Origin of the sequence: Enterobacter cloacae complex sp. XAL002 (assembly GCF_049236805.1) — a bacterium.
GTDB classification, from domain to species: Bacteria; Pseudomonadota; Gammaproteobacteria; order Enterobacterales; family Enterobacteriaceae; genus Enterobacter; species Enterobacter intestinihominis.
In genome coordinates this window covers 49,811-75,389 of record NZ_JBMKJN010000021.1, presented here as the reverse complement: position 1 = coordinate 75,389, position 25,579 = coordinate 49,811, and the positions used below count along the sequence as shown (strand labels likewise).

Genomic DNA, 25,579 nt, shown 5'->3' with positions numbered 1-25,579 from the left:
CCATTAAGGGTGCTAATCAGGATAAAACTTGATAACCACCATACCGTAAGCATCACCGCAGAAAAAATCAGGCTCAGGCGTGTGGTCAGGGAAATTTTGAACCTCACTCTTCTCTGATCTCCAGGACATATCCGGCACCGCGAACGGTATGGATCAGTTTTGGCTCAAAGTCATCATCAATTTTACTTCTCAGACGTCTCACGGCGACATCAATCACATTCGTATCACTGTCAAAATTCATGTTCCAGACCAGGGACGAGATAAGACTCCTGGGTAACACTTCTCCGGTGCGTTGCAGCAGCAACTCAAGCAGAACGTATTCTTTACCGGTGAGATGGATCTTCTTCCCCGAACGGATCACGGTCCGGCGCACCATATCAACGGTCATATCGGCGATGGTGCAGACTGTTGCGGCCTGCGAGCGTGCCCGGCGCAGTAGGGTTCTTACACGTGCAACCAGCTCCGTAAAATCAAAGGGCTTAATCAGGTAGTCATCTGCGCCAAGCTCCAGTCCTTTCACTTTGTCCCGCACGTTGTCCTTTGCGGTTAAAAACAGGACCGGTTCTTCGTGCCCGGACTCCCTCAGTGCGCTGATGATTTGCCACCCGTCGAGGAAAGGCAGCATCACGTCCAGTATTATCAAATCATACTGTCCCTTCGACGCGGCCCCGAGACCATCGCGGCCATTATTAAAGAGATCGGCCTGATAGCCTTCCTCAACCAGTCCCTGCTGCAGGTAACGACCTGTTTTTTGTTCGTCTTCAACGATTAAAATACGCTGCATGGTCAACTCGCTGATATGAAAGTAAAAATCTCACGCATGAGCTTTGGCTGTCCCCTAGCTGACCTGAGACGGAGCAAGCATTCCGAGCCACGCTACGGCGCCCAGAATGATAATCGCAACAACGAATTCTGTCAGGATGCTGTTTCGCATCAGGGCAACGCTGCGATCATAATTCCCTTCCCTGACCATAACTTCAAGCCGGGGACCCAGGTGAAACCGGTTTGCTGCAGCCAGAAGAAGCATCAGAACAAACAGAGCCGTCTTGGCAAGCAATATCCTCCCCCAGGAACTGTTGAATAAGGGAGTTAAGTTACCCTCAGCAATATACAGATAGTTGACCAGCGCACTCAGGATCAGGGCTACAACAATCACCGTTCCTGCCGTGGCAAATTTTGCCAGGGAGTCAGATATCACAATGACGCTCTGTGCATTATGCTCGTTTCTGCGCATCAGCAGGATAGCAAATGCAACCAGAGCACCTGTCCAGGCACCTGCAGCACCGAGATGGGTCAGATCGCTCAGTAAATGGAGATAGTAATGCAGACCGTCATGCATAACGGCGTGTCCTCCCCAGGCAAGTGTAGCCAGCGCCACGCCCCCACTCATCGTCATCAGCAGGCAGGACAATACTCTCTTATTAGTGTAAAGGAACAAAGCACCGAGTGTGGTAAACAGGGCACAGAGCCTGACAATCCAGCTAATACCCACATCAGTTTCTTCTATCACCATCTCGATAACATGGATGGATAATTCTCTGAGGTCAGTTACTCCACTCATGGCATTAGATACCAGGAGCATATTAATGCCAGTAAGAATGATGCCTGTAACAACAGCAAAGGTTATAAACGACCTGAAATTAGTCAGGTTATAGGTTTCATGTCTGACACCGCTTATTCCATATATCTGAAAAAATGGCAATCCAAATATTACCATCAAATCCAGATAAAGAAGAAAACGAATAACAATCATAATCAGGTCGTTCATAATATTACTTCACTGTAAAGGTGTAATTACCGGTAATAGGGTGCGTATCTGAAGAAACCGCGCGCCAGTCAACACGATAAGTGCCAGCGGGTAAAGGCTCTCGCGGAATAATGACCATCGATTTAGGGTCAGCGCCTGGCGCCACTTTTGCCGCGACCGGCATCGGAGAATGTGATGACATGCCTTTCATACCCGTCATCGTTAATTTTGCACCTGAGAATTTCACGGTCAGATTTTCCGAGAAATTAAGCTGAATCTTTTCCGGGGCCGCTACGGCTGAATCAGCCTGTGGCACAGAGCTTTTTAATTCCGGATGGGCCATAGCAGAGAAAGCAACGCCCATAACGAGGCCACCTGTAAGAATGGCTTTATTTAAAATCGACATTTTATTTACCTGTTTAGTTGAGTGTTTTATATCAGTGCGTTAAAACCAGATTCTGGCTCCCGCCAGGAATACTACCTGATGGTCTTTCTCACCTTCTCTTTTCGCCATATCGGATGTTTTCCCGTAAAGTTGATTCCAGGAAACGCCTATATAGGGTGCAAACTCACGGCGTATTTCATAGCGCAGCCGGAGCCCCAGCTCTGTGTCAGTCAGTCCCCTGCCGCGACCCCGCGATTCATCATCCTGACTGTAGAAATTCACCTCATAGGATGGCTGGAGTATGAGCCGGTTAGTCAGTAAAACGTCGTATTCTCCTCCCAGACGAAGGGCTGCTTTTCCGCCATTACTGACAAAACCCGTAATTTCAGACTCAAAATTATAGAGTGCCAGCCCCTGAAAACCGACAGCAGCCCAGGTCCGGGCAGAAGCAGGTCTGAAATCCTGCCTGACACCCGCAACCAAATCCCACCATGGGCCAACCGCATGTCCCCAGAGTAACTGCGCTTCAGCCGCCTCCGTTTCCCCATTGCTTCGTTCACCTTCACTCTTTAGCCAAATCCGATCTGTGTCGCCTCCAATCCAGCTGTTAACACTCCAGCTGAAATTGTTGGTGTTATCCGACCGTTGCCATTCCAGTTGATCCAGCAGAACCAGATAATTAATCGCACTGTCGTGAATCGCATGCCCCTGTAAATTGCCGAATGCAGCCTTCCGGTCGGCATCGGTAACAGGCGGAATTGGCGTTCTGCTCTCAGTTACAATGGGCTCCATTGACGTCATCTCAGTGAAATTCTCATCTGCTGGCATCTGCATGGCAGACATGTCGTGCCCGGCGTGGGGATCTGCAGAGACGGAGCCCGCCGCAATAGAAAGCTGTGAGGTAAACAAACCGGCGACCAGAACAGGTATGGCCTTCAAATTTCTCTTCATTCGCATCATTCCTCCACCCGGACTTCACGAAACATTCCCATTTCCATGTGATAGAGCAAATGGCAGTGATACGCCCAGCGGCCAAGCGCATCTGCTGTCACTCTGTAACTGCGTTTTGTACCAGGGGGAACATCTATTGTGTGTTTACGAACCATGAAATTACCGTTTTCATCTTCCAGATCGCTCCACATACCATGCAGGTGAATGGGGTGAGTCATCATGGTATCGTTGATCAGCGTGATCCTGAGCCGCTCACCGTATTTCAGCAGCACCGGTGCGGCATCTGAAAACTTGATTCCGTTAAATGACCAGGCAAACTTTTCCATGTGGCCGGTTAAATGCAGTTCTATGGTACGGCCAGGTTCACGTCCGTCAGGATCCTCAAAGCGGCTTTTCAAATCCGCGTACGTGAGAACCTTTCTTCCGTTATTTCGAAGACCAATACCCGGATCATTTAATTTCGGAGAGACGCTCATCGCCTGCATATCAACCAGTGGGTTATCCGTTTCTGACGCAGGATGACTTTGCATACCCGGCATTCCGGCCATCCGGGAATGATCCATACCGGCCATGCTGCTGTGATCCATGGGCGCGGAGGATGTCCCGCTATCCGGAAGGTCAGCACCGTCCATAGACATCATCTCTCCGCTGTTATCCATGCCTCCCATCTGGCTGTGGTCCATTCCTGCCATATCATGTCCCATTCCCCCCATACCCATATCTTCCATGGTCAACAGAGGACGGGGATCGAGGGGGGGAACGGCAGCACTTAACCCCTCTCTCGTGGCCAGTGTCCCTCGAGCGTAACCGGTCCTGTCCATGGATTGTGCGAAGATGGTATAGGCCTCACCCTGAGGCTCCACAATGACATCATAGGTTTCGGCAACGGCAATCCTGAATTCGTCAACGGTAACCGGGTTTACATACTGGCCATCTGCAGCCACGACCGTCATTTTCAGCCCGGGGATACGGATATCGAAATAGGTCATTGCCGAGCCGTTGATAAACCGTAAGCGTATCTTTTCACCGGGACGGAACAGTCCGGTCCAGTTTTTCAGCGGGGCCTGCCCGTTCATGAGATAGGTGTAGGTGTAGCCACTGACATCCGCGAGGTCAGTCGGATTCATTTTCATTTCAGCCCACATTTTCCGATCGGCAATGGTGGCTGACAGCCCCCTGGTATTCACGTCGCGGAAAAAAGAGCCAACGGTTGGTTTATTGAAATTGTAGTAATCCGACTGTTTTTTTAATTTTTTCAGCAGGCTGTGAGGATTTTCATCGGTCCAGTCAGACAACATGACCACATGCTCACGATCGTAAGCAAACGGTTCTGGCTCCCTGGCATCGATGATAATGGCACCGTATACCCCCTCCTGTTCCTGCAGACCGGAATGGCTGTGGTACCAGTAAGTCCCGTTCTGCTTAACCTTAAAGGTGTAAACGTAGGTATCATCAGGCTCTATGCCCATAAAACTCAGCCCCGGAACACCATCCATATTGGCCGGAAGAATAATGCCGTGCCAGTGAATGGACGTCTGTTCATTAAGACGGTTTTTGACCTTCAGGGTAATGGTGTCACCTTCTTTCCAGCGAAGAACGGGCCCCGGCAGGCCTCCATTGATTGTTTTGGCCTGACGCTCACTGCCCGTGATATTGACGGCCGTTTCACCAATGGTCAGGTCAAACTGAGTACCCTGCAGGGATGCGGCAACTGGCAGGCTCAGACTGGAACGCGCATTGAAACTCCATACGCCAAGACTTCCGGCTACGCCAGAGAGGGTTAACCCCTTCAGGAAAGTTCGTCGAGACGTTTTCAACAGCATGCGCATTCCCTTATTTAAAGTATGGTTACTGACAGAATTCGAGAACCGATTTAAATTAAATTACTGGTTCATCCACTTACAATGAAATGAATCTAGCACACCTTAAGAAACAAATTCATTACAATCGTGTAATGTACATAGCTGTATTACATTTACGTCATCTTCCCCACAGGTTGATTATTTTTATATATGATCATAAGGACATCTTTTATGTACCTCAGAAGGTAATTACACATGAATATATTAATCACGACCACTGCGTTTACAGCTTTATTTTGTGGGGCAGCTTTTGCTCAGTCCAGTGATATTGCCCATGAAGCACATCGATTTGTTAATAATGCCTCAGCCGTCAGTCATGTGAATTCCTCGACGCATGAAAACTTACCGGACAGGGTTAATAAAAACAACACGCCCTCATTCTCTGAAATGAATGAACATGAAAGGGCCATTGTTGCTCATTCATTTATGAACAACAGCGCGTCCTATGCGCATCAGAAAATGATTGAGGAACATAAAAAAATGCTGTCCGGCAGTGATGCAAATTCAAAGACCTCGTCTTCTTCTTTTAACGAACTGAATGCCGGAGAAAAAGCCGCTCTCGTGCATGAGCAGGTCAATAATGCCGGTGCGGAAGCACATCAGACGCAGGCAAGAAAGCTTCGCGGGCTGTATTCGACCAGGTAACTGCAGGCGGGTTAGTGCTTAGCGTCAGGTGCGCAGCAGGGCTTTACTGACGGGTTACGTAGCAGGACATGAGCCCCATATTGCTCTGCCGTAACCTGTTTCAGTCCCGTTAATCATCACCGTCGGGCTGGTCATACAGTTCCCAGAGCTTCAGGAGCAAACGGGAAACAAGATATGTTACAAAAATGACGACCATCAACGGTGCTCCCGATTAACTGACAGATGACACGCCTCCTGAAAACCCCTAGCATACGCCGCAGTGTTCATGCTAACGGCGAATTCCAGTAAATGTATTCTACCGATGTCGTAAAAGAAAATGCCTACCTTTCAGCCACCCGCTCGGGGCTGGAATCGAACGAGATCGCTACTCTTCAGCGCTCCTTGCCTTCCCGGTTTAATCTGCGGCATTTGAAAAAAAATGAATCATTAAAACTCGTACTGCAAAAGAAAGCGGGAAAATCACGTGTCGTGGCCTATAAATTTACGTCCGGTTCATTTAATTACACGGCGTATCGTATATCAGATAAAAAGTTCTATAACCTTTCCGATACTTCCGGGAAAGGCAGTCTCGATTATCCGTTACCGGCCACAGCAAGACTCAGTTCGCCTTTCAATCCTGCAAGACTTAACCCGGTATCGGGAAAAGTGAGTCCCCATAATGGCATTGATTATTCCATGCCCATGAACACGAAAATAGTCAGCGTCATCGACGGAAAAATCACCCGGGCCGAATACAACAGTACCATGGGATATTTTGTTGAAGTAACGGGAAAAGCCGGTGTTAAAACTCGCTATCTCCACCTCAATAAAATACTCGTTACTAAAGGGGCCAGGGTTACCCGGGGAGACGCTATTGCGTTATCCGGTAACAGCGGACGTTCATCCGGTCCTCATCTGCATTACGAGCTGGTCATCAATAACAATCCTGTTAACTCACTGGCGTTCCGGACGGCGGCACCCGCTGATAACAAACTCGAACAGCATGCCTTTGCGCATGCCAGAGACTACGAACGATACCTGGACTGATAACGGGACCGCGACGCGGTCCCGTCTGCCGGATTAATTTTTATTATCGTTTTCACTTCCGTGATGTTGATGATCTCCATGCCCCCCGTGACCGTGGAAAAGATGCATGAGCGGACAAAGCAGCAGTAACAGATATGGCCAGTAGCCTGCCACATGTGACCAGTGTTCGCGCAGGAGAGCAAATGCCGCAATCGCGGCGACAGCAATAAGCGCATAGGTTGTACTTTTCATACCGGACTCCTTCTGTTAGTAACAGACCCTTCATTCAGGGTTATTTCCCGAGCCTGACACTTTTCAGACGCAACGCATTCACAATGACGCTGACGGAGGAAAGAGCCATGGCCGCCGCCGCAATAACTGGCGACAGCAGTATTCCATACACAGGATAAAGCAGACCTGCAGCCACAGGCACGCCAAGTGCGTTGTAGATAAATGCAAAAAACAGATTCTGACGGATATTTTTCATGGTGATCTCTGACAGATGACGGGCCCTGTTCAGTATCATCAAGTCGCCTTTGAGAAGGGTGACTCCGGCACTTTCAATTGCCACATCTGTACCCGTTCCCATGGCTATACCCACGTCAGCCGCTGCCAGCGCCGGGGCATCATTCACACCGTCTCCGGCCATCGCAACCACATGGCCAGACGCTTTCAGTCGGGTTATCACTGCTTTTTTGCCATCCGGCAGAATTCCGGCTTCAACCTCATCTATTCCCAGTTTCCGTGCGACTGCTTCAGCAGTAAGCTGGTTATCCCCGGTGAGCATAACAATGCGGATCCCCGCCTGACGCAAAGCTTTAAGCGCATCCGGCGTGGTTGTTTTCACGGGATCCGAGATAGCTATCAGGCCTGCAAGGTCCCCGTCTGTGGCCACATAGATAACGGTAGCGCCTTCCATCCGCAACGTATCCGCAACGGCCTTTTGATTATCAATAACGATACTGTTTTCCTGCATAGCCAGTTCATTACCAATAACAACCCGTTGACCTTCGACATCGCCTGAGACACCTTTACCCGACGGTGCATCGAAATGAGTGACTGCGGGTATTGCGATCCCCTTTTCCTGTGCTGCTTTAACTACTGCCATACCCAGCGGATGCTGCGAGCCTTTTTCCACTGCGGCTGTTACACGCAAAAGAGATGTTTCCCCACCCGGATTGAGACTGATAATCCCTGTCACCGTAGGCGAACCTTCCGTGAGCGTGCCTGTTTTGTCGACAACCAGCGTGTCCACTTTTTCAAGACGCTCAAGGGCTTCGGCATTCCTGATTAACACCCCGGCCTGGGCTCCTTTGCCCACCCCCACCATTATCGACATCGGCGTGGCCAGCCCCAGCGCGCAGGGACAGGCAATAATCAGGACCGACACAGCCGCAATGAGACCGTGCGCCATCCTGGGCTCGGGCCCCCAGACAGACCAGATCACGAAAGCAACAACCGCGATAAGTATCACCAGAGGAACAAACCAGCCTGAAACGCTGTCAGCCATTCTCTGGATGGGGGCACGCGAACGCTGTGCATCAGCGACCATCTGAACAATTCGTGAGAGCATTGTTTCATCACCGACTTTCTCTGCACGGATGATGAGACTCCCTGTCTGATTAATGGTCCCCCCGATGACAGGGTCACCCTCCGTTTTGGTAACCGGCATAGATTCCCCGGTCACCATCGATTCATCAACGGTTGTTTTGCCTTCGATCACAATACCGTCGACCGGAATACTCTCTCCTGGTCTGATGCGGAGCTTATCGCCAGGCAGAACATCTTCCGCATTAATATCCGTTTCATGACCGTCATGATCCAGCCGCCTGGCGGTTTTGGGGGCAAGATTCAGTAGTGCAGTAATGGCACCTGAGGTTTGTTCCCGTGCCCGCAGCTCAAGAACCTGTCCCAGCAGAACAAGCACCGTAATAACTGCAGCGGCTTCAAAATAAACGGCCACCAGGCCATCCATGTTTCTGAACGATGCAGGAAACCAGGAGGGGAAGACGGTTGCAATGACGCTGTACACCCAGGCTACGCCGGTGCCCATTGCAACAAGGGTAAACATATTCAGGGAGCGGTTACGTAACGACATTCCGGCCCGGGCGAAGAATGGCCAGCCACACCACAACACGACAGGAGAGGCCAGAAGCAGCTGCAGCCATGTGTTGTACTGTGGCGGTACTGTATTCCTCAAGGCGGGAAACAGATGAGATCCCATTTCGAGTACCAGAACCGGAAACGCCAGCAACAACCCCAGCCAGAAGCGTCTTGTCATGTCGCGAAGTTCATCACTTGGCCCCGTGGATGCCGTAGCTACGAGCGGCTCCAGTGCCATTCCACAGACAGGACAGCTTCCGGGACCACTGCGGCGTATCTCCGGGTGCATCGGACATGTCCACACACCTTCAGAATTCTCTTTCTCCGCCTGGTGGTGAGGCTGTTTTATCTGATCAGGGCTGACTTCGTGATGATCGTGGTGATGGTGATGGGAATGTTCACTGGCATCTTCGGTAAGATAACGATCGGGATGGGCTTTAAATTTACTCTCACAGCTGGCGGAGCAGAAATAAAGTTGATGGTCCTGGTATCGAATGCTGCTGTGCGCCCTGTCGGGCAGGATGTCCATCCCGCACACGGGATCTCTCACCTTATGCAATACGTGGCCCTCGTCCGGGGATAATGTCTGCTCAGAAGCAGTCTGGTTGTTGTGTTGCACTGCATTGTCATTTTTCACAGTAACTCTCCTTATGCATACCGAAGCATCTTCTGTCTTCAGGGTATGTCATGGATGCGATTACCACGAATGCCGCCGGCATAAGAGTGCCTGCTGCCGGCGTCCCGTTATCAGCCGTTCCGCTGACTATTCGATTCGCTGGAAGACTTTTTTACTTCCATCCGGTGAGAATGCGATAACATCGTAAGCCTCTTTTCGGGCTCCCATCTCCATTCCAGGACTTCCTGCTGGCATACCGGGGGTGGCGAGACCGTATATACCTGAACCAGACTGCATTGCCTTATGTATCGTTGTCGCAGGCACATGGCCTTCAATGATCAAATTACCGGCAACCGCGGTATGACAACTTCGCAGTCCTGCAGGAATAGCATGCTTTTCTTTCAGGGCTGACAGCGCCTGATCATTCATGACGTGAGTTCGTACTTCAAACCCGTCTTTTTCCATCGCTTTGCCCCACAGGGAACAACAGCCACAGTTTTCAGATTTGTACATATCAATCACTTTTTCACTCGCCATCGCGGGCAGTGAAAGGCCGAGAGCCAGCGCCATCAGAACCACTTTTTTCATACTCACCTCTGTATATTATCGATTTAAACCCTGACGTCAGGGTGAATCAGTAAAGAAGGACACCCACAGGGGGTGCCCTTTCAGGTTCAGGACACGCTTTTTTTATGTCTGCGCAGCCAGATTAATTTGTAGGCGGCAGGAATAATGAACAGGGACAGCAGCGGAGCCGTGATCATCCCACCAATCATGGGTGCCGCGATACGGCTCATGACTTCTGAACCTGCACCGGTTCCCCAGAGTATTGGCAGCAGACCCGCAATGATCACCGCCACGGTCATGGCTTTCGGCCGGACACGCAGTACGGCACCATGATAGAGGGCTTCATCAAGGCCTTCCGGTGTGAACGTCTCTTTACGGGACAATTCCGGGTGCGCTTCAATGGCATGACGCAGATACATCAGCATGACCACGCCAAACTCTGCTGCCACCCCGGCCAGAGCGATAAACCCCGTTCCGGTTGCGACAGACATATGGAAGCCCTGCCAGTACAGGAACCATATCCCGCCAACCAGGGCGAACGGCAGGCTCATCAGGATCAGCAGGGCTTCATCAACCCGGCGGAATGCCAGATACAACAGGATGAAGATGATCATCACCGTCATCGGCACCATCAGCTTCAGTTTCTTGTTGGCATGCTCAAGCAGTTCAAACTGTCCGGAGAATGACACGCTGGTACCCGGTCTCAGTTTCACTTTCTGACTGATCGCCGTTTTAATGTCATTAACCACCGACACCATATCCCTGCCGCGCGCGTCAATGTAAATCCAGCTGGCTGGACGGGCATTTTCCGTTTTCAGCATAGTCGGCCCGGAAACGACCTTAATATCCGCAACATCGCCCAGCGTGATCTGCTGCTTCATCGGGGTCAGGATCGGCATCTGTTTCAGGGCCTGCGGGCTGTTCCGGTAATCCTGCGGATAGCGGATATTAATCGGGTACCGGGCCACGCCTTCAACCGTCTCACCCACCATAGCCCCACCGATGGCTGATGAGATGAACAGCTGCACATCGCCCACCGTCATTCCGTAGCGGGAGGCTTTTTCCCGGTTGATATCCACATCAATGTAGCGCCCGCCTTCCAGTCGCTCTGCGAGAGCAGACACTACGCCGGGTACGGTTTTGGCGACCGCTTCGATACTCTGCGCCGTTGCATCGATATCGGACAGAACCGTTCCGGACACCTTGATACCTATCGGGCTTTTGATCCCGGTTGAGAGCATATCAATACGGTTACGGATTGGCGGCACCCAGAGGTTTGCCAGCCCCGGTAAACGGACGGTCCTGTCGAGTTCTTCAATAATCTTGTCAATCGTCATGCCTGGACGCCACTGATCCTCAGGTTTGAGCTGGATCGTGGTTTCAACCATTTCGAGCGGTGCGGAATCCGTGGCGGTCTCTGCTTTACCGGTCTTGCCAAATACAGAGGCCACTTCAGGAACGCTTTTGATTAACTTGTCCGTCGTCTGCAGGAGCGCTGCAGCTTCAGCCGGAGAGACACCCGGCAGGGTCGACGGCATATACAACAGGTCGCCCTCGTTAATCTTCGGCAGAAACTCACCGCCCACCTGGCTCAGCGGCCAGATAACGGTGAAAATGGACAAGGCCGCAACCAGCAGGGTTGTTTTTGGCCAGTGGAGAACCCGCAACAGCAATGGATGATACGCTTTGATCAGTACCCGGTTCAGGGGGTTACTGGTCTCTGCAGGAATTTTCCCCCGGATCCAGAATCCCATCAGAATCGGAATGACGATGATGGCCAGCGCGGCCGCGCCCGCCATGGAGTACGTTTTCGTGAATGCCAGCGGGCCAAACAGACGTCCTTCCTGACCTTCCAGGGTAAAGATAGGAATAAAGGACAGGGTGATGATCAGCAGGCTGATAAACAGTGCGGGTCCCACTTCAACGGAGGCATCGGTAATCACCTTCCAGCGGGTGGCGTTGTCAATCTGCTCACCAGGATGCTGATGATCCCACTCCTCAAGCCGCTTATGCGCATTCTCAATCATCACAATGGCGGCATCCACCATCGCACCGACGGCAATCGCTATCCCTCCCAGCGACATGATATTGGCGTTCAGTCCCTGGAAGTGCATGACGATAAAGGCGATACACAGACCAAGCGGCAGAGAGATAATCGCCACCAGGGCAGAACGTACGTGCCACAGGAACAGGGCACAGACGATGGCCACCACGATAAACTCTTCCAGAAGTTTGGAACTGAGGTTATCAATCGCCCGGTCGATGAGCTGGCTGCGATCGTAGGTGGTCACGATTTCAACGCCTTCCGGCAGGCTGGCCTTCAGCGTCTCAAGTTTATCCCTCACTGCCGTGATAACGTCGCGTGCATTTTTACCCGACCGCAGGATCACCACGCCGCCAGCGACTTCGCCCTGGCCGTTCAGCTCGGCAATACCACGCCGCATTTCAGGCCCGGTCTGCACGCGGGCAACATCCCGCAGATAAACCGGCACGCCGTTCTCGCCTGTTTTCAGGACGATGTTATTAAAATCATCAATGCTCTGAAGATAACCGCTGGCACGGACCATATACTCAGCTTCGGCCATTTCAACGGATGAGCCACCGGCCTCCTGGTTAGACGATTCAAGGGCCTGTTTCACTTCGGGCAGGCTGATACCATACTGAGACAGTTTTACCGGATTGACCTGAATCTGGTACTGTTTCACCACGCCGCCAACCGAAGCGACCTCAGCCACGTTCGGGATGGTTTTCAGCTCAAATTTCAGGAACCAGTCCTGCAGAGAACGCAGTTCTGAAAGGTCGTGTTTTCCGCTGCGATCGACAAGGGCATATTCAAATATCCAGCCCACCCCCGTGGCGTCCGGACCGATTTCAGAACTCACACCGGCGGGCAGTTTTCCCTGTACCTGGTTCAGGTACTCCAGCACGCGGGAACGGGCCCAGTACAGATCGGTGCCGTCTTCAAAAATGACATACACATACGAATCACCGAACTGTGAAAAACCACGCACGGTTTTTGCGCCAGGCACGGACAGCATGGTGGTGGTAAGTGGATAGGTGACCTGGTTTTCTACAATCTGCGGGGCCTGGCCGGGATAGCTGGTTTTGATAATGACCTGCACATCTGACAGGTCAGGCAAGGCATCGACAGGCGTGTTAATAATCGTCCATGTGCCCCAGATGCTGAGAAACAGGGCCCCCATCATGACCAGGAAACGGTTGGCGACAGAGCGCCGGATAATCCATTCAATCATCGTCGTCTCCTCAGTGCCCTGAATGCATATTTACAGGCTGGTCAGACATTGCTGGCATACTGCTTTCTGTTTTTTCAGGGTGGCGCATACGTTCCAGTGCGCCCGTAATATTGGCTTCAGAGTCAATGAGGAACAGGCCACTGACCACCACGGTATCGCCTTCATTCAGGCCGGAGCCGATGCCGGACTGTTGCTGTGACTCATGCAGAACGTGGATCTGTTTCGGCACAAACTTGCCTTCATCATCAACAGTAATCACGCGCTGTTCTTTGCCGGTATCGATAACGGCCTGGCTTGGTATCAGCAGCATCTCCTGGCTCCTGGTATTCAGTTTCAGATAGGCATTCATGCCCGGCTTGAGAAACTCATCCTTATTAGAAACCTGGAGACGGACCTGAAGCGTACGGGTTGTCTGATCCACGCTGGGAAGAATATTCCATTTTTCGACATGGAATGTTTTATCCGGATAAGCCGGTACCGAAATTTCAAACTGCGACGTATCTTTCAGCAGATAGGCGATAGATTCTGGCACTGCAGCGCTGATCCAGACCGGGTCCATTCCCTGAATCTGAGCCACCACCTTATCTTTCGAAATATTCATGCCGGTGCGCAGGTCAAATGCAGTAATGACACCATCAATAGGTGCTTTAATGGTAAAACGGGTCTGAATGCTCCGGGTAGAACGCAGTCTCTGAATATCCTCTTCCGGCATACCTGCCAGGCGAAGCCGTTCCAGAACGCCTTTAATTTGCGTGGAAGTACCACCGGTGCTGGATAACAGAAGGAATTCACTCTGTGCTTCCACCCAGTCCGGAATGGTAATATCGATAAGTGGCGTCCCCTTCTTCACATGATCGCCAATCGTCATGGGGTAGACTTTTTCGACAAACCCGTCAGAACGCGCCTGCACAATAACAAACTGATACTCGTTATAGCTGACATTAGCCGGGATTGTCTGAGAATAATTCAGCATTCCTCGCGTGACTTTTTGCGTTTTTAATCCCAGATTCTGAACCTGGGTTGGGTCGATACGGATCCCGCCACTGCTTTTATCGCCACTGTCATCAGCATATTTTGGCACCAGGTCCATATCCATAAAGGGCGATTTTCCGGGTTTATCAAATTTGGTATCCGGTTTCATTGGGTCATACCAGAAAAGCACCTTTCGTTCCGGTGCCTTTTGTTCTGTTTTTTCTGTCTTTTGTGCTGAGTTTACATACTGCCAGGCAGTAACCGATATCAGCCCCCCTGCTATGAGGCTGCTGATAATTATTGCAGCATATTTTATCTTTAAAGAAGCCATACAATTTTCCGCTAAAAAATCAAAACACCTGGCATATGCGCCTGACGGTTAACTCACACATATACCTATGTGAATGTACAGGCGCACAGGATGTAATCGCTCCGGACAGCCAATCAGGACTGCGTCACGTTAATGCTTTTGAGTAAGGAGATATTGCCCTGCTGAATAAACGAGAAATCGACATGGTTGCCTGTTTTCAGGGCATTAATAGCATCGTCTGCATTAACAAAAGTAAAGCGCATGGTCATTGCAGGCCAGCCCACCGCTGGAATTGCTTCATGCGAAATGGTGATTTTCTTAGTATTCATATCAATGTCTTTAACGACACCGGTGCCCTTGATAACTTGCTGTACCGAAGCATCACTGGCAGTATTCATATCGCCATGCTGATGTGTTTCAGCATGAAGACCGGCAGAAAACATGACAGAGAAGGCACCAAATAAAACGGCTTTAAGTGAATTACGCATTTTAATTTCCTGATTAATTAAATAAATTTACTCTACCCAACCGCCACCCAGCGCGGTAAACAGATTAATTTCGTTAACCTGCCGGGAATAGGTAAGATCGAGAATGGTTTGCTGGGTAGCGAAGAGGGAACGTTCTGCATCCAGCACTTCGATGTAACTGACAGCACCACTTGCATACAATCCTCTGGCACGCTGGAGAGTTATCTGAAGTGAATCAAGATAACGCTGCTGTGACTCAAGTTGCTGGCTAAGGCTGTCGCGCAGCGCAAGCGTGTCGGAAACATCCTTAAAGGCTGACTGAATTTTTTGTTCGTAATTAACCACCGACTGTTGCTGGCGAATTTCAGCCAGCTTCAGATTGGCTTTATTCCTGCCAGCATTAAATATAGGAATTTCAATTTTAGGGATAAAATTCCACATTCCACTTCCTGACGTAAACAGGCTGGACAGCTCCGTACTGCTTGCGGAAAGACCACTGGTCAGGGTAATTGAGGGGAAAAAGGCCGCTCGCGCTGCGCCAATATTGGCATCAGCCGCTTTCAGCTGATATTCCGCTTCCATAATATCCGGTCGCTGCAGCAAAATTTGTGAAGACAGATTTGGTGGCAATTTTACTGGGGCTATCTCCCCGCCTTTCATCCCTTTTTCTGACGGAAGTGCGCGGTACGTTCCCAGCACCAGTTGCAGGGCATTGTTTGCCTGAGCCAGATCGCCTTCTCGTTTGGCTATTTCGGCGCGGGTACTTTCGATTTGTCCTCGCGCCTGTTCAAGTGCCAGAACGTTCGTACTCCCGGTCACGAGCTGCTGCTCAACGAAAGCATAGGACTGTTGATAATTTTTCAGCGTTTCCCGCGCAATACGAAGTTGTTCGTACGCCAGTTGCTGGCTGAAATAGCTTTGTGAAACGTTGGATACCAGCAGGATGTGTACGGCCCGACGGGCTTCTTCGCTGGCAAAGTAGTTCTGGCGATCAGCATCACTCATGTTCTTAAGTTTGCCGAAAAAATCGAGCTCATAACTGAACTCCAGACCTGCGTCGTACTCCTGTGTGGTCGGCTTGTCACCTTTCAGACCACCGCTGTATGTGATCCCGGATGAGGCATTCAGCTGGGGATAACGATCTGCATCCGTGACGTTGAACTGGGCCCGGGCCTCTTCAACCTTCAGTGCAGCCATTCTCAAATCACGGTTATTAGTCAGGGCTTCAGTAATCAGCCGGGTGACCTGGGGATCGACAAAAAAGTTACGCCAGCCCGTATCCTGATAGCCATTCACCGCTGGCGTCAGGCTGTTACGGGACAGTGAAAACTGCTGGGGTACCGGTGCTGCCGGACGCTGATATTCAGGCGCCAGAGAGACACAACCAGCCAGAATGAAGATTGTGCTGATGCTGAGTAGTTTTAATTTGAACATATTGCTTCTCGTCCAGGCAGACCTGGTAAATGGTTCAAATGAAGTCCAGAGTATTGATAGGGGTACTTTACCTAACGCTCTCTGTTTGCCGAGTGACAGGATAATGACAATGTTGTCATTTTTGCTGTAATCCGTTGATAACGATCGTGGGCGCAATAGAATGACATTAGCAGCCAGCCGGGGAGCAAGATGAAAATATTGATCGTCGAAGACGAAATTAAAACAGGTGAATATCTCAGCAAAGGGCTTACAGAGGCAGGGTTCGTAGTGGATCACGCTGATAATGGTCTTACCGGATATCATCTCGCCATGACAGCCGAGTATGATTTAGTCATTCTGGATATCATGCTACCTGATGTGAACGGCTGGGATATCATCCGCATGCTGCGCACTGCCGGAAAGGGTATGCCGGTCTTACTGCTGACAGCCCTCGGCACGATCGAACATAGGGTCAAAGGACTGGAACTGGGTGCGGACGATTATCTGGTTAAACCCTTTGCGTTTGCCGAACTGCTCGCCCGGGTGAGAACCCTTCTGAGGCGGGGAAACACGATGATCACGGAAAGCCAGTTTAAGGTGGCTGACCTCTCGATTGATCTCGTATCCAGAAAAGTCAGTCGCGCCGGAAACCGCATTGTGCTCACCAGTAAAGAGTTCAGCCTGCTGGAATTCTTCATTCGCCATCAGGGAGAGGTTCTTCCCCGCTCCCTGATTGCCTCTCAGGTCTGGGACATGAATTTTGACAGCGACACTAATGCGATCGATGTCGCAGTAAAGCGACTCCGCGCTAAAATAGACAACGATTACGGGACAAAGCTGATCCAGACAGTCCGGGGCGTGGGCTACATGCTGGAGGTCCCGGATGCATAGCAAACCTTCCAGACGCCCTTTCTCACTCGCTCTGCGGCTGACCTTTTTTATCAGCCTGTCCACGATACTGGCTTTTATCGCCTTCACCTGGTTTATGCTGCATTCTGTTGAAAATCATTTTGCCGAGCAGGATGTCAGCGATCTTCAACAAATCAGCACCACACTGAACCGTATACTGCAGTCCCCGGTGGATCCGGATGATAAAAAAATAAGCAAAATAAAGGAATCAATTGCCAGCTACCGCAACGTTGCCCTTTTGCTCCTCAATCCCAGGGGTGAAGTGCTCTTTAGCTCAGCTCAGGGGGCGGCACTACGCCCGGCAGTGAATTCAGCAGATTTTAGCGAGCACAGCCGCGCACGGGATGTCTTTCTCTGGACGGTGGAGGATCCTGCGGGACCGATGGATACCGGGTCCGAAATGAAGATGGAAACATACAGGATTATCGCCTCCTCTGGTCAGGCGATATTTCAGGGCAAACAGCAGAACTATGTCATGCTGACTGGCCTATCCATTAATTTCCATCTCCATTACCTCGATGCGCTGAAAAAGAACCTGATTGCGATTGCCGTCGTGATAAGCCTGTTGATTGTTCTGATCATTCGAATCGCTGTCCGTCAGGGGCACCTGCCCCTTCGTAATGTCAGCAATGCCATTAAAAACATCACCTCCGAGAATCTTGATGCGCGACTGGAACCGACACGCGTTCCCATTGAGCTGGAGCAACTGGTTATCTCGTTCAATCATATGATTGGAAAGATTGAGGATGTCTTTACCCGCCAGGCCAATTTCTCTGCCGATATCGCGCATGAGATCAGAACGCCCATCACCAATCTGGTGACGCAGACTGAAATCGCACTGAGTCAGGATCGAACACAGAGGGAACTTGAGGATGTCCTCTATTCCAGTCTTGAAGAGTATAACCGGATGACCAAAATGGTCAGCGACATGCTGTTCCTGGCACAGGCAGATAATAATCAGCTGATACCTGACAGGGTCATGTTTGACCTCAGAGCGGAAGTCATGAAAGTCTTCGAGTTTTTCGAAGCCTGGGCCGAAGAACGCAATATCACGCTCAAATTTAACGGGATGCCCTGTCTGGTCGAGGGAGATCCACAAATGTTCAGAAGAGCGATCAATAATCTGTTATCCAATGCCCTGCGTTATACCCCTGAGGGACAGGCAATCACCGTCTCAATAAGAAAACAGGGGAGCTTTTTTGACCTTGTGATTGAAAATCCGGGGAAACCAATCCCTGAAGAGCATTTATCAAGGCTGTTTGACCGTTTTTATCGGGTGGATCCGTCCAGACAACGAAAAGGAGAAGGCAGCGGCATCGGTCTTGCGATTGTGAAGTCAATCGTGGAAGCACATCACGGAAGAGTGCATGTGGAATCGGATATACGCTCGACACGTTTTATTTTATCCGTACCCAGACTGGAGAAAATGATTCCGGATCCCCAACACTGAGAATAAAGATTTAAATGACAAAGATGTCATTAGCCTGTCATGCAGCAAACAGAAGCCATTTGATATAATTAGTGCAACTTATCAGGAAGGCTGGATTGCTTCATCAATACCCGGCGTCAGAGTACGCCAGGAATGAATATCCAGCCATCTCCCGGAGAAATAATAACTGCCGAACCTGTTTAAGTTATGAAACTGAAAACACCGGTTGTACTTCCCCGGACATCACTAATTCAGAAATGGAGAGTTATCATGAAAAATATCGTATTAGCATCTTTGCTGGGCTTTGGTTTAATTTCATCGGCCTGGGCCACTGAAACCGTGAATATCCATGATCGCGTCAACAATGCACAGGCTCCTGCTCACCAGATGCAGTCTGCTGCGGCTCCTGTCGGGATCCAGGGGACTGCTCCTCGTATGACCGGTATGGACCAGCATGAACAGGCCATTATTGCTCATGAAACCATGACGAACGGCTCGGCGGATGCGCACCAGAAAATGGTGGAAAGTCATCAGAAGATGATGGGAAATAACACGGTATCCACGACCGTCCCGTCAACGTCTTACGCGGCGATGAATGAGCATGAAAGAGCAGCGGTTGCCCATGAATTCATGAATAACGGGCAATCCGGCCCACATCAGGCCATGGCCGAAGCGCACCGCCGCATGATCAATGCAGGCTGAATGCGACGGTAGTATCCGTGCTGTTACCTTTTCCCTGATAGATTTTCCTGAAACAACGTTGCTACATTTTTGCCCCCCGTCAGGGGGCTTTTTTGTCTGACTCAGCTACACTTAACCGGTACCTGTCTGAAAGGAATTATTATATGAAAATCAAAAACACCCTTTTTGTAATATTAATGTTATCCCTGCCAGCCATTTCTGCTGAACATTCGGAAATGAAAATGTCAGATATGCACTCATCGGCATCATCACAGGAATATATGGCTGGCATGAAAAATATGCATGAAAAAATGATGGCCGCCGTTAATGAATCCAATCCCGATAAGGCCTTTGCAAAAGGTATGATCGCACACCATGAAGGGGCAATCGCAATGGCTGAGACCGAGCTCAAATACGGAAAAGATCCCGAAATGAGAAAGCTTGCGCAGGACATCATTAAAGCTCAGAAAGGTGAAATCGAGCAGATGAATAAATGGCTTGGCAGTCAAAAATAAAGATTGCAAAAAAGCCATAATAAGCGTAATTTTAATTCACTCCCGGGCACGGGAGCCTGTTAAACGTTAAATAATTAAAACCCGATTAATTTCGGGTTTTTTATATACTATACTCCGGTCCTTTGCTGTGGACCGGAATATATGCAGCTGCGATAATTTTTACACATTATCTCGTCATGGCAACAATATCGCTCAGGATCTCAACCAGCTCAATCCTTTCCTGCATTCCGTCATGATAGGTTGATCTTGAGATGATTCTTTCCGCTGTCATCCGGGGCCAGAATTTATCAAGCACATTATCGGGTTTCATTCCCACCGCCCGGCCAATTATTTTTTTAGCATCACAGGTGTCCGTAAACGTGACGGCTACACCGGTCATTTCTTCAATCAGATCCGGGCAGAGATAGTTCTCTATTTCACGTTTGCGCGTGGCGAAGAATACCTTACCGGCATCCTCCACTTCTTTTTTACGTTTCTGAATGGACAGAACCTGTGCAGGGTCTCCCCCAATATCGGAGTCCAGAAATACGCACCAGGGAAGCCCCAGATCGTTGGCCAGATTCAATGTCACCCAGTGTTTGACGCTGCCACACCCTCCTATGAGGACTGGCACTATTTTCACGTCCTCCAGAGAGGCTGGCAACATACCTGACTGTTTTAATGAACTGGCCGCATGCCTCAGGAAAGTGACATCCGACTTTCCCTCTACCAGAACTATCCCCTGCGCCCTTTCCATACCGGTCTCTGGCAGCACCCCCAGGCTTTCAGTGGCTTCCTTCAGCACAGCGTCATCCGGCATTTTTACTACGGGTTCACCCGCCTCATTTCGGGTGACATAACGTACGCCTTCGACAGGGATCAATCCGGCCAGCGCCGGGACATGGGTGGTGACGATAATCTGACGGTGCGGCTGGCCTGCCAGTGCCAGTAACGCTTTCATCAGCATCATCTGATAGTTCGGATGCTGTGACGTTTCAGGCTCCTCTATGGCATAAATCACATTTCTGGGCGTCCCCGCGACATGCTTCTCGGCCTCAGCCCGGAAAAAATTCAACAGGATAAGCCTCCTTATCCCGCTGCCGCGCTTATTGATGGGGATGCCATTTTCCCCGTCCAGGGTGAAACTGAAGGTCCACTTGGGTTTCTCCTTAAATCGTGGAGTCAGTTCACTGGCGAGTTCGGGGGCCATTTCACGTAATTTATCCAGCGTTCTCTGTGCGACATCCAGTACGCTGTCCTGGATCTCATTTTCCAGCGCTGTAATTTTGTCCTGCAGCGCAGCCTGAGCGTCTTTTACGGCCTGCTGTAAGGGGTTTTTAGCTTCTGAATCCCCGTCGCTGCTTTCCCTGTCGGCTTTGAAAATCGCATACGTGGGCAGCAAATCGAGGATCTTACCCCATAATGATTTTGTGTCGGTTCCAAACTCTTTATCGACATCCAGCAACATTTCAGAACAGGTATAGGGAGCGGCGGCTTCCCTGATGGCCTGACGCCATAACGATGCAGTGCGTTTATCCGCCACATTTTTTTCAGCTTCTTTTCCCACCGCCCTGAGCTCGGAAATTTTCATTGCCAGTAAGTTTCTCAGGGGCTCCTCTTCGGGATGGATGCAGCGGATGCAGGTCTGCTCCGGTTTTCCTGAGGTCGTTGCTTTAAACGTTTTGACGATTTCAAAATTGCCGTCTTCATTCAGCAGATGTTCTGAGGCGAGCGTGGTCTGCACCCTGTCGTCGATCATGATAAAATCGGGCAGGTCATCAAATTCACAGGCTATTTCAAAACGGCCGTCCCCTTCTCTTAGGCTGAAACAGTTCATGTCATTCTTGTCAGCCTTCATTCCTTCTGTTTCAAAAAAAATAGCCAGCGCTTCCAGAATCGTTGACTTCCCAAAGTCATTACGACCGACAATACCCGTCATGCTTTCATCAATAATGATTTCAGTAGAGTTTCTGTAGCCTCTGAAGTTTTTCAGTTTTAATTTTCTGAGCCGCATATGAAGTCCTGTGTGTAAGAAAGCGTTTTGCTGCAACCTGAATACAAAATATATTTTCAAATGCCTGCCAACATGCAGGGATAACCGTTATTCAGAATATCTTAACGACATTTCTGGATTATGATCTGGTCGCGCTTTCTGAACTTTACTGCTCCTCAAAACACCGGAAGCCAACTTGTGGTTCGATACATGGCTAAGTTAAAACTCCAGAATGATGGGTAATAATTTCAATGCTCATTATATTTTTTGGAACTGACTCATGGCTTTTATGACTTAAATGATAATAATACACATTCTTTGATATTAATTATGTCGTACGGACATTGATAAATTTAAAGGTAGATAGATTTTCATTTACGGATTATTTCCTAAATTCATCGATAATGTGATCGACATAAAATTTTCATTTAAGAGTGAAGAGATAATTTATGGTTGTCCGAAACAGCTCAAACTGGTGTATTTAACATAACAGAAGAAACGAAAGGCTTCATAGCAACCTGATACTTCAGGCCGCTAAGGGGTTAATATTGCTGCAGACAATTAGACCGGGAAGCGCATGGCGTCACCATTTCTCCCGCCTGGCTGGAAGTGAAGAATCATTGTGCAAAGCTCCGTATTCGGGCTTTGCATCTGACAATGGTTCCCTGGATGAAAGTACGATCTCCACTCCAAGGACGCTGAACACTCTAAACAAACGCTCAAAACCCACACTTGCAGGGTTGGCCTCCAGTCGGGCATAAGTTTGCTGTGTTACACCCAAACGTTCAGAAACATCTCTTTGCGTCAGTCCATTGGCTTTGCGAAAGCCGATTAAAACAGGACGCAACTGATTCAAGGTCTTCAAAGCGTATTGAGTGTTCATAAGTGATCTTCCGTATCGACGGGTTAACAAGCACAACGAATGGATTTACAGCAGATAAGCTGTAATACTCATTAACAGACTATAGGCTGTAATACGCCTCTTGCCAAGATTCGGCATCTTTCAAAAACAAGGCCGTGTTGAGTAAGCAGTACTGGTATCTAGCACCCCTGACCACTTTGCTTGAGAGTGACCCAGTGACATTTATCGTGATCGTAGGTCTTTTAGACGTTGTTGCTAACCGGCATCATACTCAGGTGGTAACCCCCAGGGATACTCGGGAAGTGATAATTTATTCCCGCCCTAATCAAAATATATAACCCTATCTTATTAGCTTTCTTAGTAGTTTATAAATGAAGTAAAAATTAGCGAAGAAGCTTTACATTAAAAAGTGAGCAAAAATTTTTACCATTGAACCGGCAAAATTTGCAATCTGCGGCTTTTAGCCTGAGAAAATCCACATTAACAGAATAATCATCAAGTCCAACAGAGGCATAACTTACGTCCTCGAATAAATCGGTAATAAATGAGTTGAAATTACAAAAATTAACCTCACTCAATATCCTGAACACCGCAGAAATATAACTACTATGCATTATCCTGACTTCAATAACCTTTAATAAACTAGAATGCGATTTACTTTTAAAGAGGTCAAAGAGAAAGTAAACCAGCTCATTTTTATTGTCAGAAATCCATTTTAAAATTTTATCCCTGGCACATGGCAATAAATACACTGGAGTTTTGAAAGGATTTGAAATGTCAACCACAAGGGAACAATAACCATGAGGATTTATTCCACTTATAATTAAGTCACTAAGTCCTTTCACTGCATCCAAATAGTTGTCAAAACAAACCTCATATAAACAGGTACTATGAGCTGCACATTTAGATTCAAACAACCATCTATGACGAAGATAACCAATGCCTTTAGAGTGTATATCTTCAATAATACATTTATGGCAGTAACGAATCTTTGAGATGTTTACCAATGGATATGAATTAGTTATGTGTAAATTATTTCGACAGGCATCTTCAACAGCGTTGAAATACCCGTAAACACCAGAAGATAACGACACTATATTGGAAGTTAGTATATAACCATTTCTTGTGGCAAGAATGTCATATATATCCTGCAAACTATGCAATTTGTACATATCAATCAGTTCGAGCCGAGGAAAGGCATCGTACCTTAGTTCACCATGCTTAGATATTATGTTCCTGCAATTGGATAAGTTATACATTATCTGTGAACGCAGAAGAAAACTGTGCCACAATTCATTTTCGTAAACCATATCACTCCCTCTTATTTAATTAGATTCTTTTTCCTGAGAAGTGTCATTGTCATTGGTAGTTTATCTCTGTATTTCAAAAGCCAGTTATGCCCCCCCAGTAAAGCATCCAGGCTTGTAAGTGACATCGGGTATTGCCCCTGAGATAAAACAACATTTATTAATGATGATGAGATTATATCTCTCTCGCTCCAGTCTACTCTTTTATTTCTATAACATCGTACTGCTTTAGGAAGACAGGAATTAAGCCAGCCATTTTCATGTTTATTTAGCCAAAAGAAACTAGCATAACAACTTTCCTTGACTAACTTTCGCGTTACAGAAATGGATTGATTATGTATAAATCTTAATATTTTCTGCTTATGACGCCGTCTTAAAGAATCTTTTTTACATTTTTTACGCCATGAGCATAAACCGTAACAAGATGAAATTACAGAGGATACAGTTCCTTCCGATAATGAGTTTTTCTCAGCTATGGATGCCAGACTAAACCCCCTTACAGCCATAGACTTGATAAGCAATTCAGTGAATATATTAATTTTTGTGTTTCGCTTAAACGCCCTCAGGTATTTTTTATAAATAAGTGTTTTAATGTAACATCTGCTGCGATTAAATTCTCTCCCAAGGTTGCTAACACTAGTATTATTTTCAGCCATATGAAAGCTGTATTCCTTATGACTTTTAAAGATTTCTTTCTTTTTATTAGGACGACTTCCTGCATACGTTGGCCAGCAAGTATTTAACAAACAATAACAAAGCAAAAGGTGCTTTGTGGGATGCTGACAACATTTATCTTTGAGTATAGGCTCCCAGTAGTGATAATCAGTAAGGGATGTCGGTAGAAGCTCCGATGAACCCTCCCCAAATAACTGGCACTTAGCATAAACATGTGCGTAAAATACATTTTTCTTCAGATTCCCGTCCAATGATAATAAATTTAACTTTTTAAGTACATCCATGTAATTTGGGTGACAAATTTCTTTTCTTCTGATTATATTTATGGACTCATAACAAAATTTAGCAAAATCGAAGTCTGTCTCATTGCTGAGTTGTTCTGTATACGAAACAGGAGGCATCAGTCCAATACGTATGTGCAGTGCAGAAGGGACATTGATGCTTTCAAGCACTACCTGGTGCCGATGGCAGGTTGTAACCCCATGAAGTTGATGCGCCAGATGCCAATAAGTAACACCATAATGAAAAGTATCTTCACGAGCGCAAACCGGGCAAAACTTCAATAGTGTCCGCTGTCCTAGTGAAAAATTACTAAGGCGGCACAATCGATTAAGCCTGGCAGGGGTCGTGTTGAAATCCATAATTTCATTACGACTGATTGGTAGTGCCCAGGCAAACAGAGGGAGTAAAGTCTGTTCATGCCAGAGCTGGTCTGCACTTTCGGATGTATGAAGAGAAATAGCCTTTAATCCTGAATTGAGAATTGGATGGACGCTCATATCAGGTTTGTGGAAAATGATCGTTAACAGAGAAGATGGGGACATACCGTACACGGTAGCTGTCCGACAAAACCGACTGAACAAGGATTCATCAGGTAAAACAGACAACATTCTCATTTACCCCACCTCTCTTTGACCGTTACGAACTGATGA

General features: G+C 48.5%; 22 protein-coding genes. 6 read left to right on the top strand and 16 right to left on the bottom strand.

Translation table 11 applies throughout. The features are described from left to right. Positions 1-103: 103 nt before the first annotated feature. Genes pcoR through pcoA form a run of 5 tightly spaced genes read right to left on the bottom strand, consistent with a single transcriptional unit; the run spans position 104 to position 4,906 of the window. Positions 104-784 carry a copper response regulator transcription factor PcoR gene (gene pcoR, locus ACOT0L_RS18250; RefSeq protein WP_001188930.1) on the bottom strand — a complete coding sequence of 227 codons (681 nt, stop codon included), beginning with the start codon at positions 782-784 and terminating at the stop codon, positions 104-106. A 54-nt stretch (positions 785-838) separates the two neighbouring features. Beyond that, positions 839-1,717 (bottom strand): copper resistance inner membrane protein PcoD, encoded by an 879-nt coding sequence (pcoD, locus tag ACOT0L_RS18245; protein WP_229692861.1) that lies wholly within the window; start codon positions 1,715-1,717, stop codon positions 839-841. Between the two features lie 55 nt (positions 1,718-1,772). After that, positions 1,773-2,153 (bottom strand): copper resistance system metallochaperone PcoC, encoded by a 381-nt coding sequence (gene pcoC, locus ACOT0L_RS18240; RefSeq protein WP_000025662.1) that lies wholly within the window; start codon positions 2,151-2,153, stop codon positions 1,773-1,775. Positions 2,154-2,192: 39 nt separating this feature from the next. Then, positions 2,193-3,083 (bottom strand): copper resistance outer membrane transporter PcoB, encoded by an 891-nt coding sequence (pcoB, locus tag ACOT0L_RS18235; protein WP_001378118.1) that lies wholly within the window; start codon positions 3,081-3,083, stop codon positions 2,193-2,195. Positions 3,084-3,088: 5 nt separating this feature from the next. After that, entirely contained in the window at positions 3,089-4,906 is a 1,818-nt protein-coding gene (pcoA, locus tag ACOT0L_RS18230; RefSeq protein ID WP_000925242.1) for a multicopper oxidase PcoA, read from the bottom strand. 234 nt (positions 4,907-5,140) lie between these two features. Between pcoA and ACOT0L_RS18225 the strand changes: the two genes are divergently transcribed. Together ACOT0L_RS18225 and ACOT0L_RS18220 are read left to right on the top strand one after the other, a co-directional pair. After that, a complete protein-coding gene (locus ACOT0L_RS18225; RefSeq protein WP_001023257.1) occupies positions 5,141-5,590 on the top strand; it encodes a copper resistance protein in 450 nt (149 codons plus the stop codon). A gap of 288 nt (positions 5,591-5,878) precedes the next feature. Continuing rightward, entirely contained in the window at positions 5,879-6,616 is a 738-nt protein-coding gene (locus tag ACOT0L_RS18220) for a peptidoglycan DD-metalloendopeptidase family protein (RefSeq protein ID WP_004388332.1), read from the top strand. Positions 6,617-6,649: 33 nt separating this feature from the next. On the opposite strand, the gene ACOT0L_RS18215 is transcribed toward ACOT0L_RS18220, so the two are convergent. From ACOT0L_RS18215 to silC, 7 genes are all read right to left on the bottom strand, one after another. After that, a complete protein-coding gene (locus ACOT0L_RS18215; RefSeq protein ID WP_126504439.1) occupies positions 6,650-6,847 on the bottom strand; it encodes a DUF2933 domain-containing protein in 198 nt (65 codons plus the stop codon). 40 nt (positions 6,848-6,887) lie between these two features. After that, on the bottom strand, positions 6,888-9,335 hold the full coding sequence (gene silP, locus ACOT0L_RS18210) for an Ag(+)-translocating P-type ATPase SilP (RefSeq protein ID WP_049133343.1): 2,448 nt from the start codon (positions 9,333-9,335) through the stop codon (positions 6,888-6,890). A 126-nt stretch (positions 9,336-9,461) separates the two neighbouring features. After that, entirely contained in the window at positions 9,462-9,902 is a 441-nt protein-coding gene (locus ACOT0L_RS18205; protein ID WP_000758228.1) for a DUF411 domain-containing protein, read from the bottom strand. 86 nt (positions 9,903-9,988) lie between these two features. Next, entirely contained in the window at positions 9,989-13,135 is a 3,147-nt protein-coding gene (gene silA, locus ACOT0L_RS18200) for a Cu(+)/Ag(+) efflux RND transporter permease subunit SilA (RefSeq protein WP_032620969.1), read from the bottom strand. Between the two features lie 10 nt (positions 13,136-13,145). Next, positions 13,146-14,438 carry a Cu(+)/Ag(+) efflux RND transporter periplasmic adaptor subunit SilB gene (gene silB, locus ACOT0L_RS18195; protein WP_000157620.1) on the bottom strand — a complete coding sequence of 431 codons (1,293 nt, stop codon included), beginning with the start codon at positions 14,436-14,438 and terminating at the stop codon, positions 13,146-13,148. A gap of 113 nt (positions 14,439-14,551) precedes the next feature. Continuing rightward, positions 14,552-14,905: a cation efflux system protein CusF gene (cusF, locus tag ACOT0L_RS18190; RefSeq protein WP_001246155.1), complete on the bottom strand. Its 354-nt coding sequence runs from the start codon at positions 14,903-14,905 to the stop codon at positions 14,552-14,554. 27 nt (positions 14,906-14,932) lie between these two features. Further along, a complete protein-coding gene (silC, locus tag ACOT0L_RS18185) occupies positions 14,933-16,318 on the bottom strand; it encodes a Cu(+)/Ag(+) efflux RND transporter outer membrane channel SilC (protein WP_000475511.1) in 1,386 nt (461 codons plus the stop codon). A gap of 189 nt (positions 16,319-16,507) precedes the next feature. Between silC and silR the strand changes: the two genes are divergently transcribed. From silR to copM, 4 genes are all read left to right on the top strand, one after another. Beyond that, positions 16,508-17,188, top strand: a complete 681-nt coding sequence (gene silR / locus ACOT0L_RS18180; protein WP_000697969.1) for a copper/silver response regulator transcription factor SilR — start codon at positions 16,508-16,510, stop codon at positions 17,186-17,188. Further along, a complete protein-coding gene (gene silS, locus ACOT0L_RS18175) occupies positions 17,181-18,656 on the top strand; it encodes a copper/silver sensor histidine kinase SilS (protein WP_000555738.1) in 1,476 nt (491 codons plus the stop codon). Before silR ends, silS begins: the two co-directional genes overlap by 8 nt. A 249-nt stretch (positions 18,657-18,905) precedes the next feature. After that, positions 18,906-19,337 (top strand): silver-binding protein SilE, encoded by a 432-nt coding sequence (gene silE, locus ACOT0L_RS18170; RefSeq protein ID WP_000790483.1) that lies wholly within the window; start codon positions 18,906-18,908, stop codon positions 19,335-19,337. Between the two features lie 143 nt (positions 19,338-19,480). Then, complete coding sequence (copM, locus tag ACOT0L_RS18165) at positions 19,481-19,831, top strand: CopM family metallochaperone (RefSeq protein WP_000694954.1); 351 nt, start codon at positions 19,481-19,483, stop codon at positions 19,829-19,831. 166 nt (positions 19,832-19,997) lie between these two features. Here the strand turns inward: copM and ACOT0L_RS18160 are convergent, their stop codons facing one another. The 4 genes from ACOT0L_RS18160 to ACOT0L_RS18145 form a co-directional block, all read right to left on the bottom strand. Then, positions 19,998-21,824: an AAA family ATPase gene (locus tag ACOT0L_RS18160; RefSeq protein WP_004118028.1), complete on the bottom strand. Its 1,827-nt coding sequence runs from the start codon at positions 21,822-21,824 to the stop codon at positions 19,998-20,000. 562 nt (positions 21,825-22,386) lie between these two features. After that, positions 22,387-22,686: a helix-turn-helix domain-containing protein gene (locus ACOT0L_RS18155; protein WP_001097217.1), complete on the bottom strand. Its 300-nt coding sequence runs from the start codon at positions 22,684-22,686 to the stop codon at positions 22,387-22,389. 362 nt (positions 22,687-23,048) lie between these two features. Beyond that, on the bottom strand, positions 23,049-23,975 hold the full coding sequence (locus ACOT0L_RS18150) for a hypothetical protein (protein WP_000262426.1): 927 nt from the start codon (positions 23,973-23,975) through the stop codon (positions 23,049-23,051). Between the two features lie 11 nt (positions 23,976-23,986). Continuing rightward, positions 23,987-25,543, bottom strand: coding sequence for a TnsD family Tn7-like transposition protein (locus tag ACOT0L_RS18145; RefSeq protein WP_368995092.1), 1,557 nt, complete (start codon positions 25,541-25,543; stop codon positions 23,987-23,989). Positions 25,544-25,579: the final 36 nt, after the last annotated feature.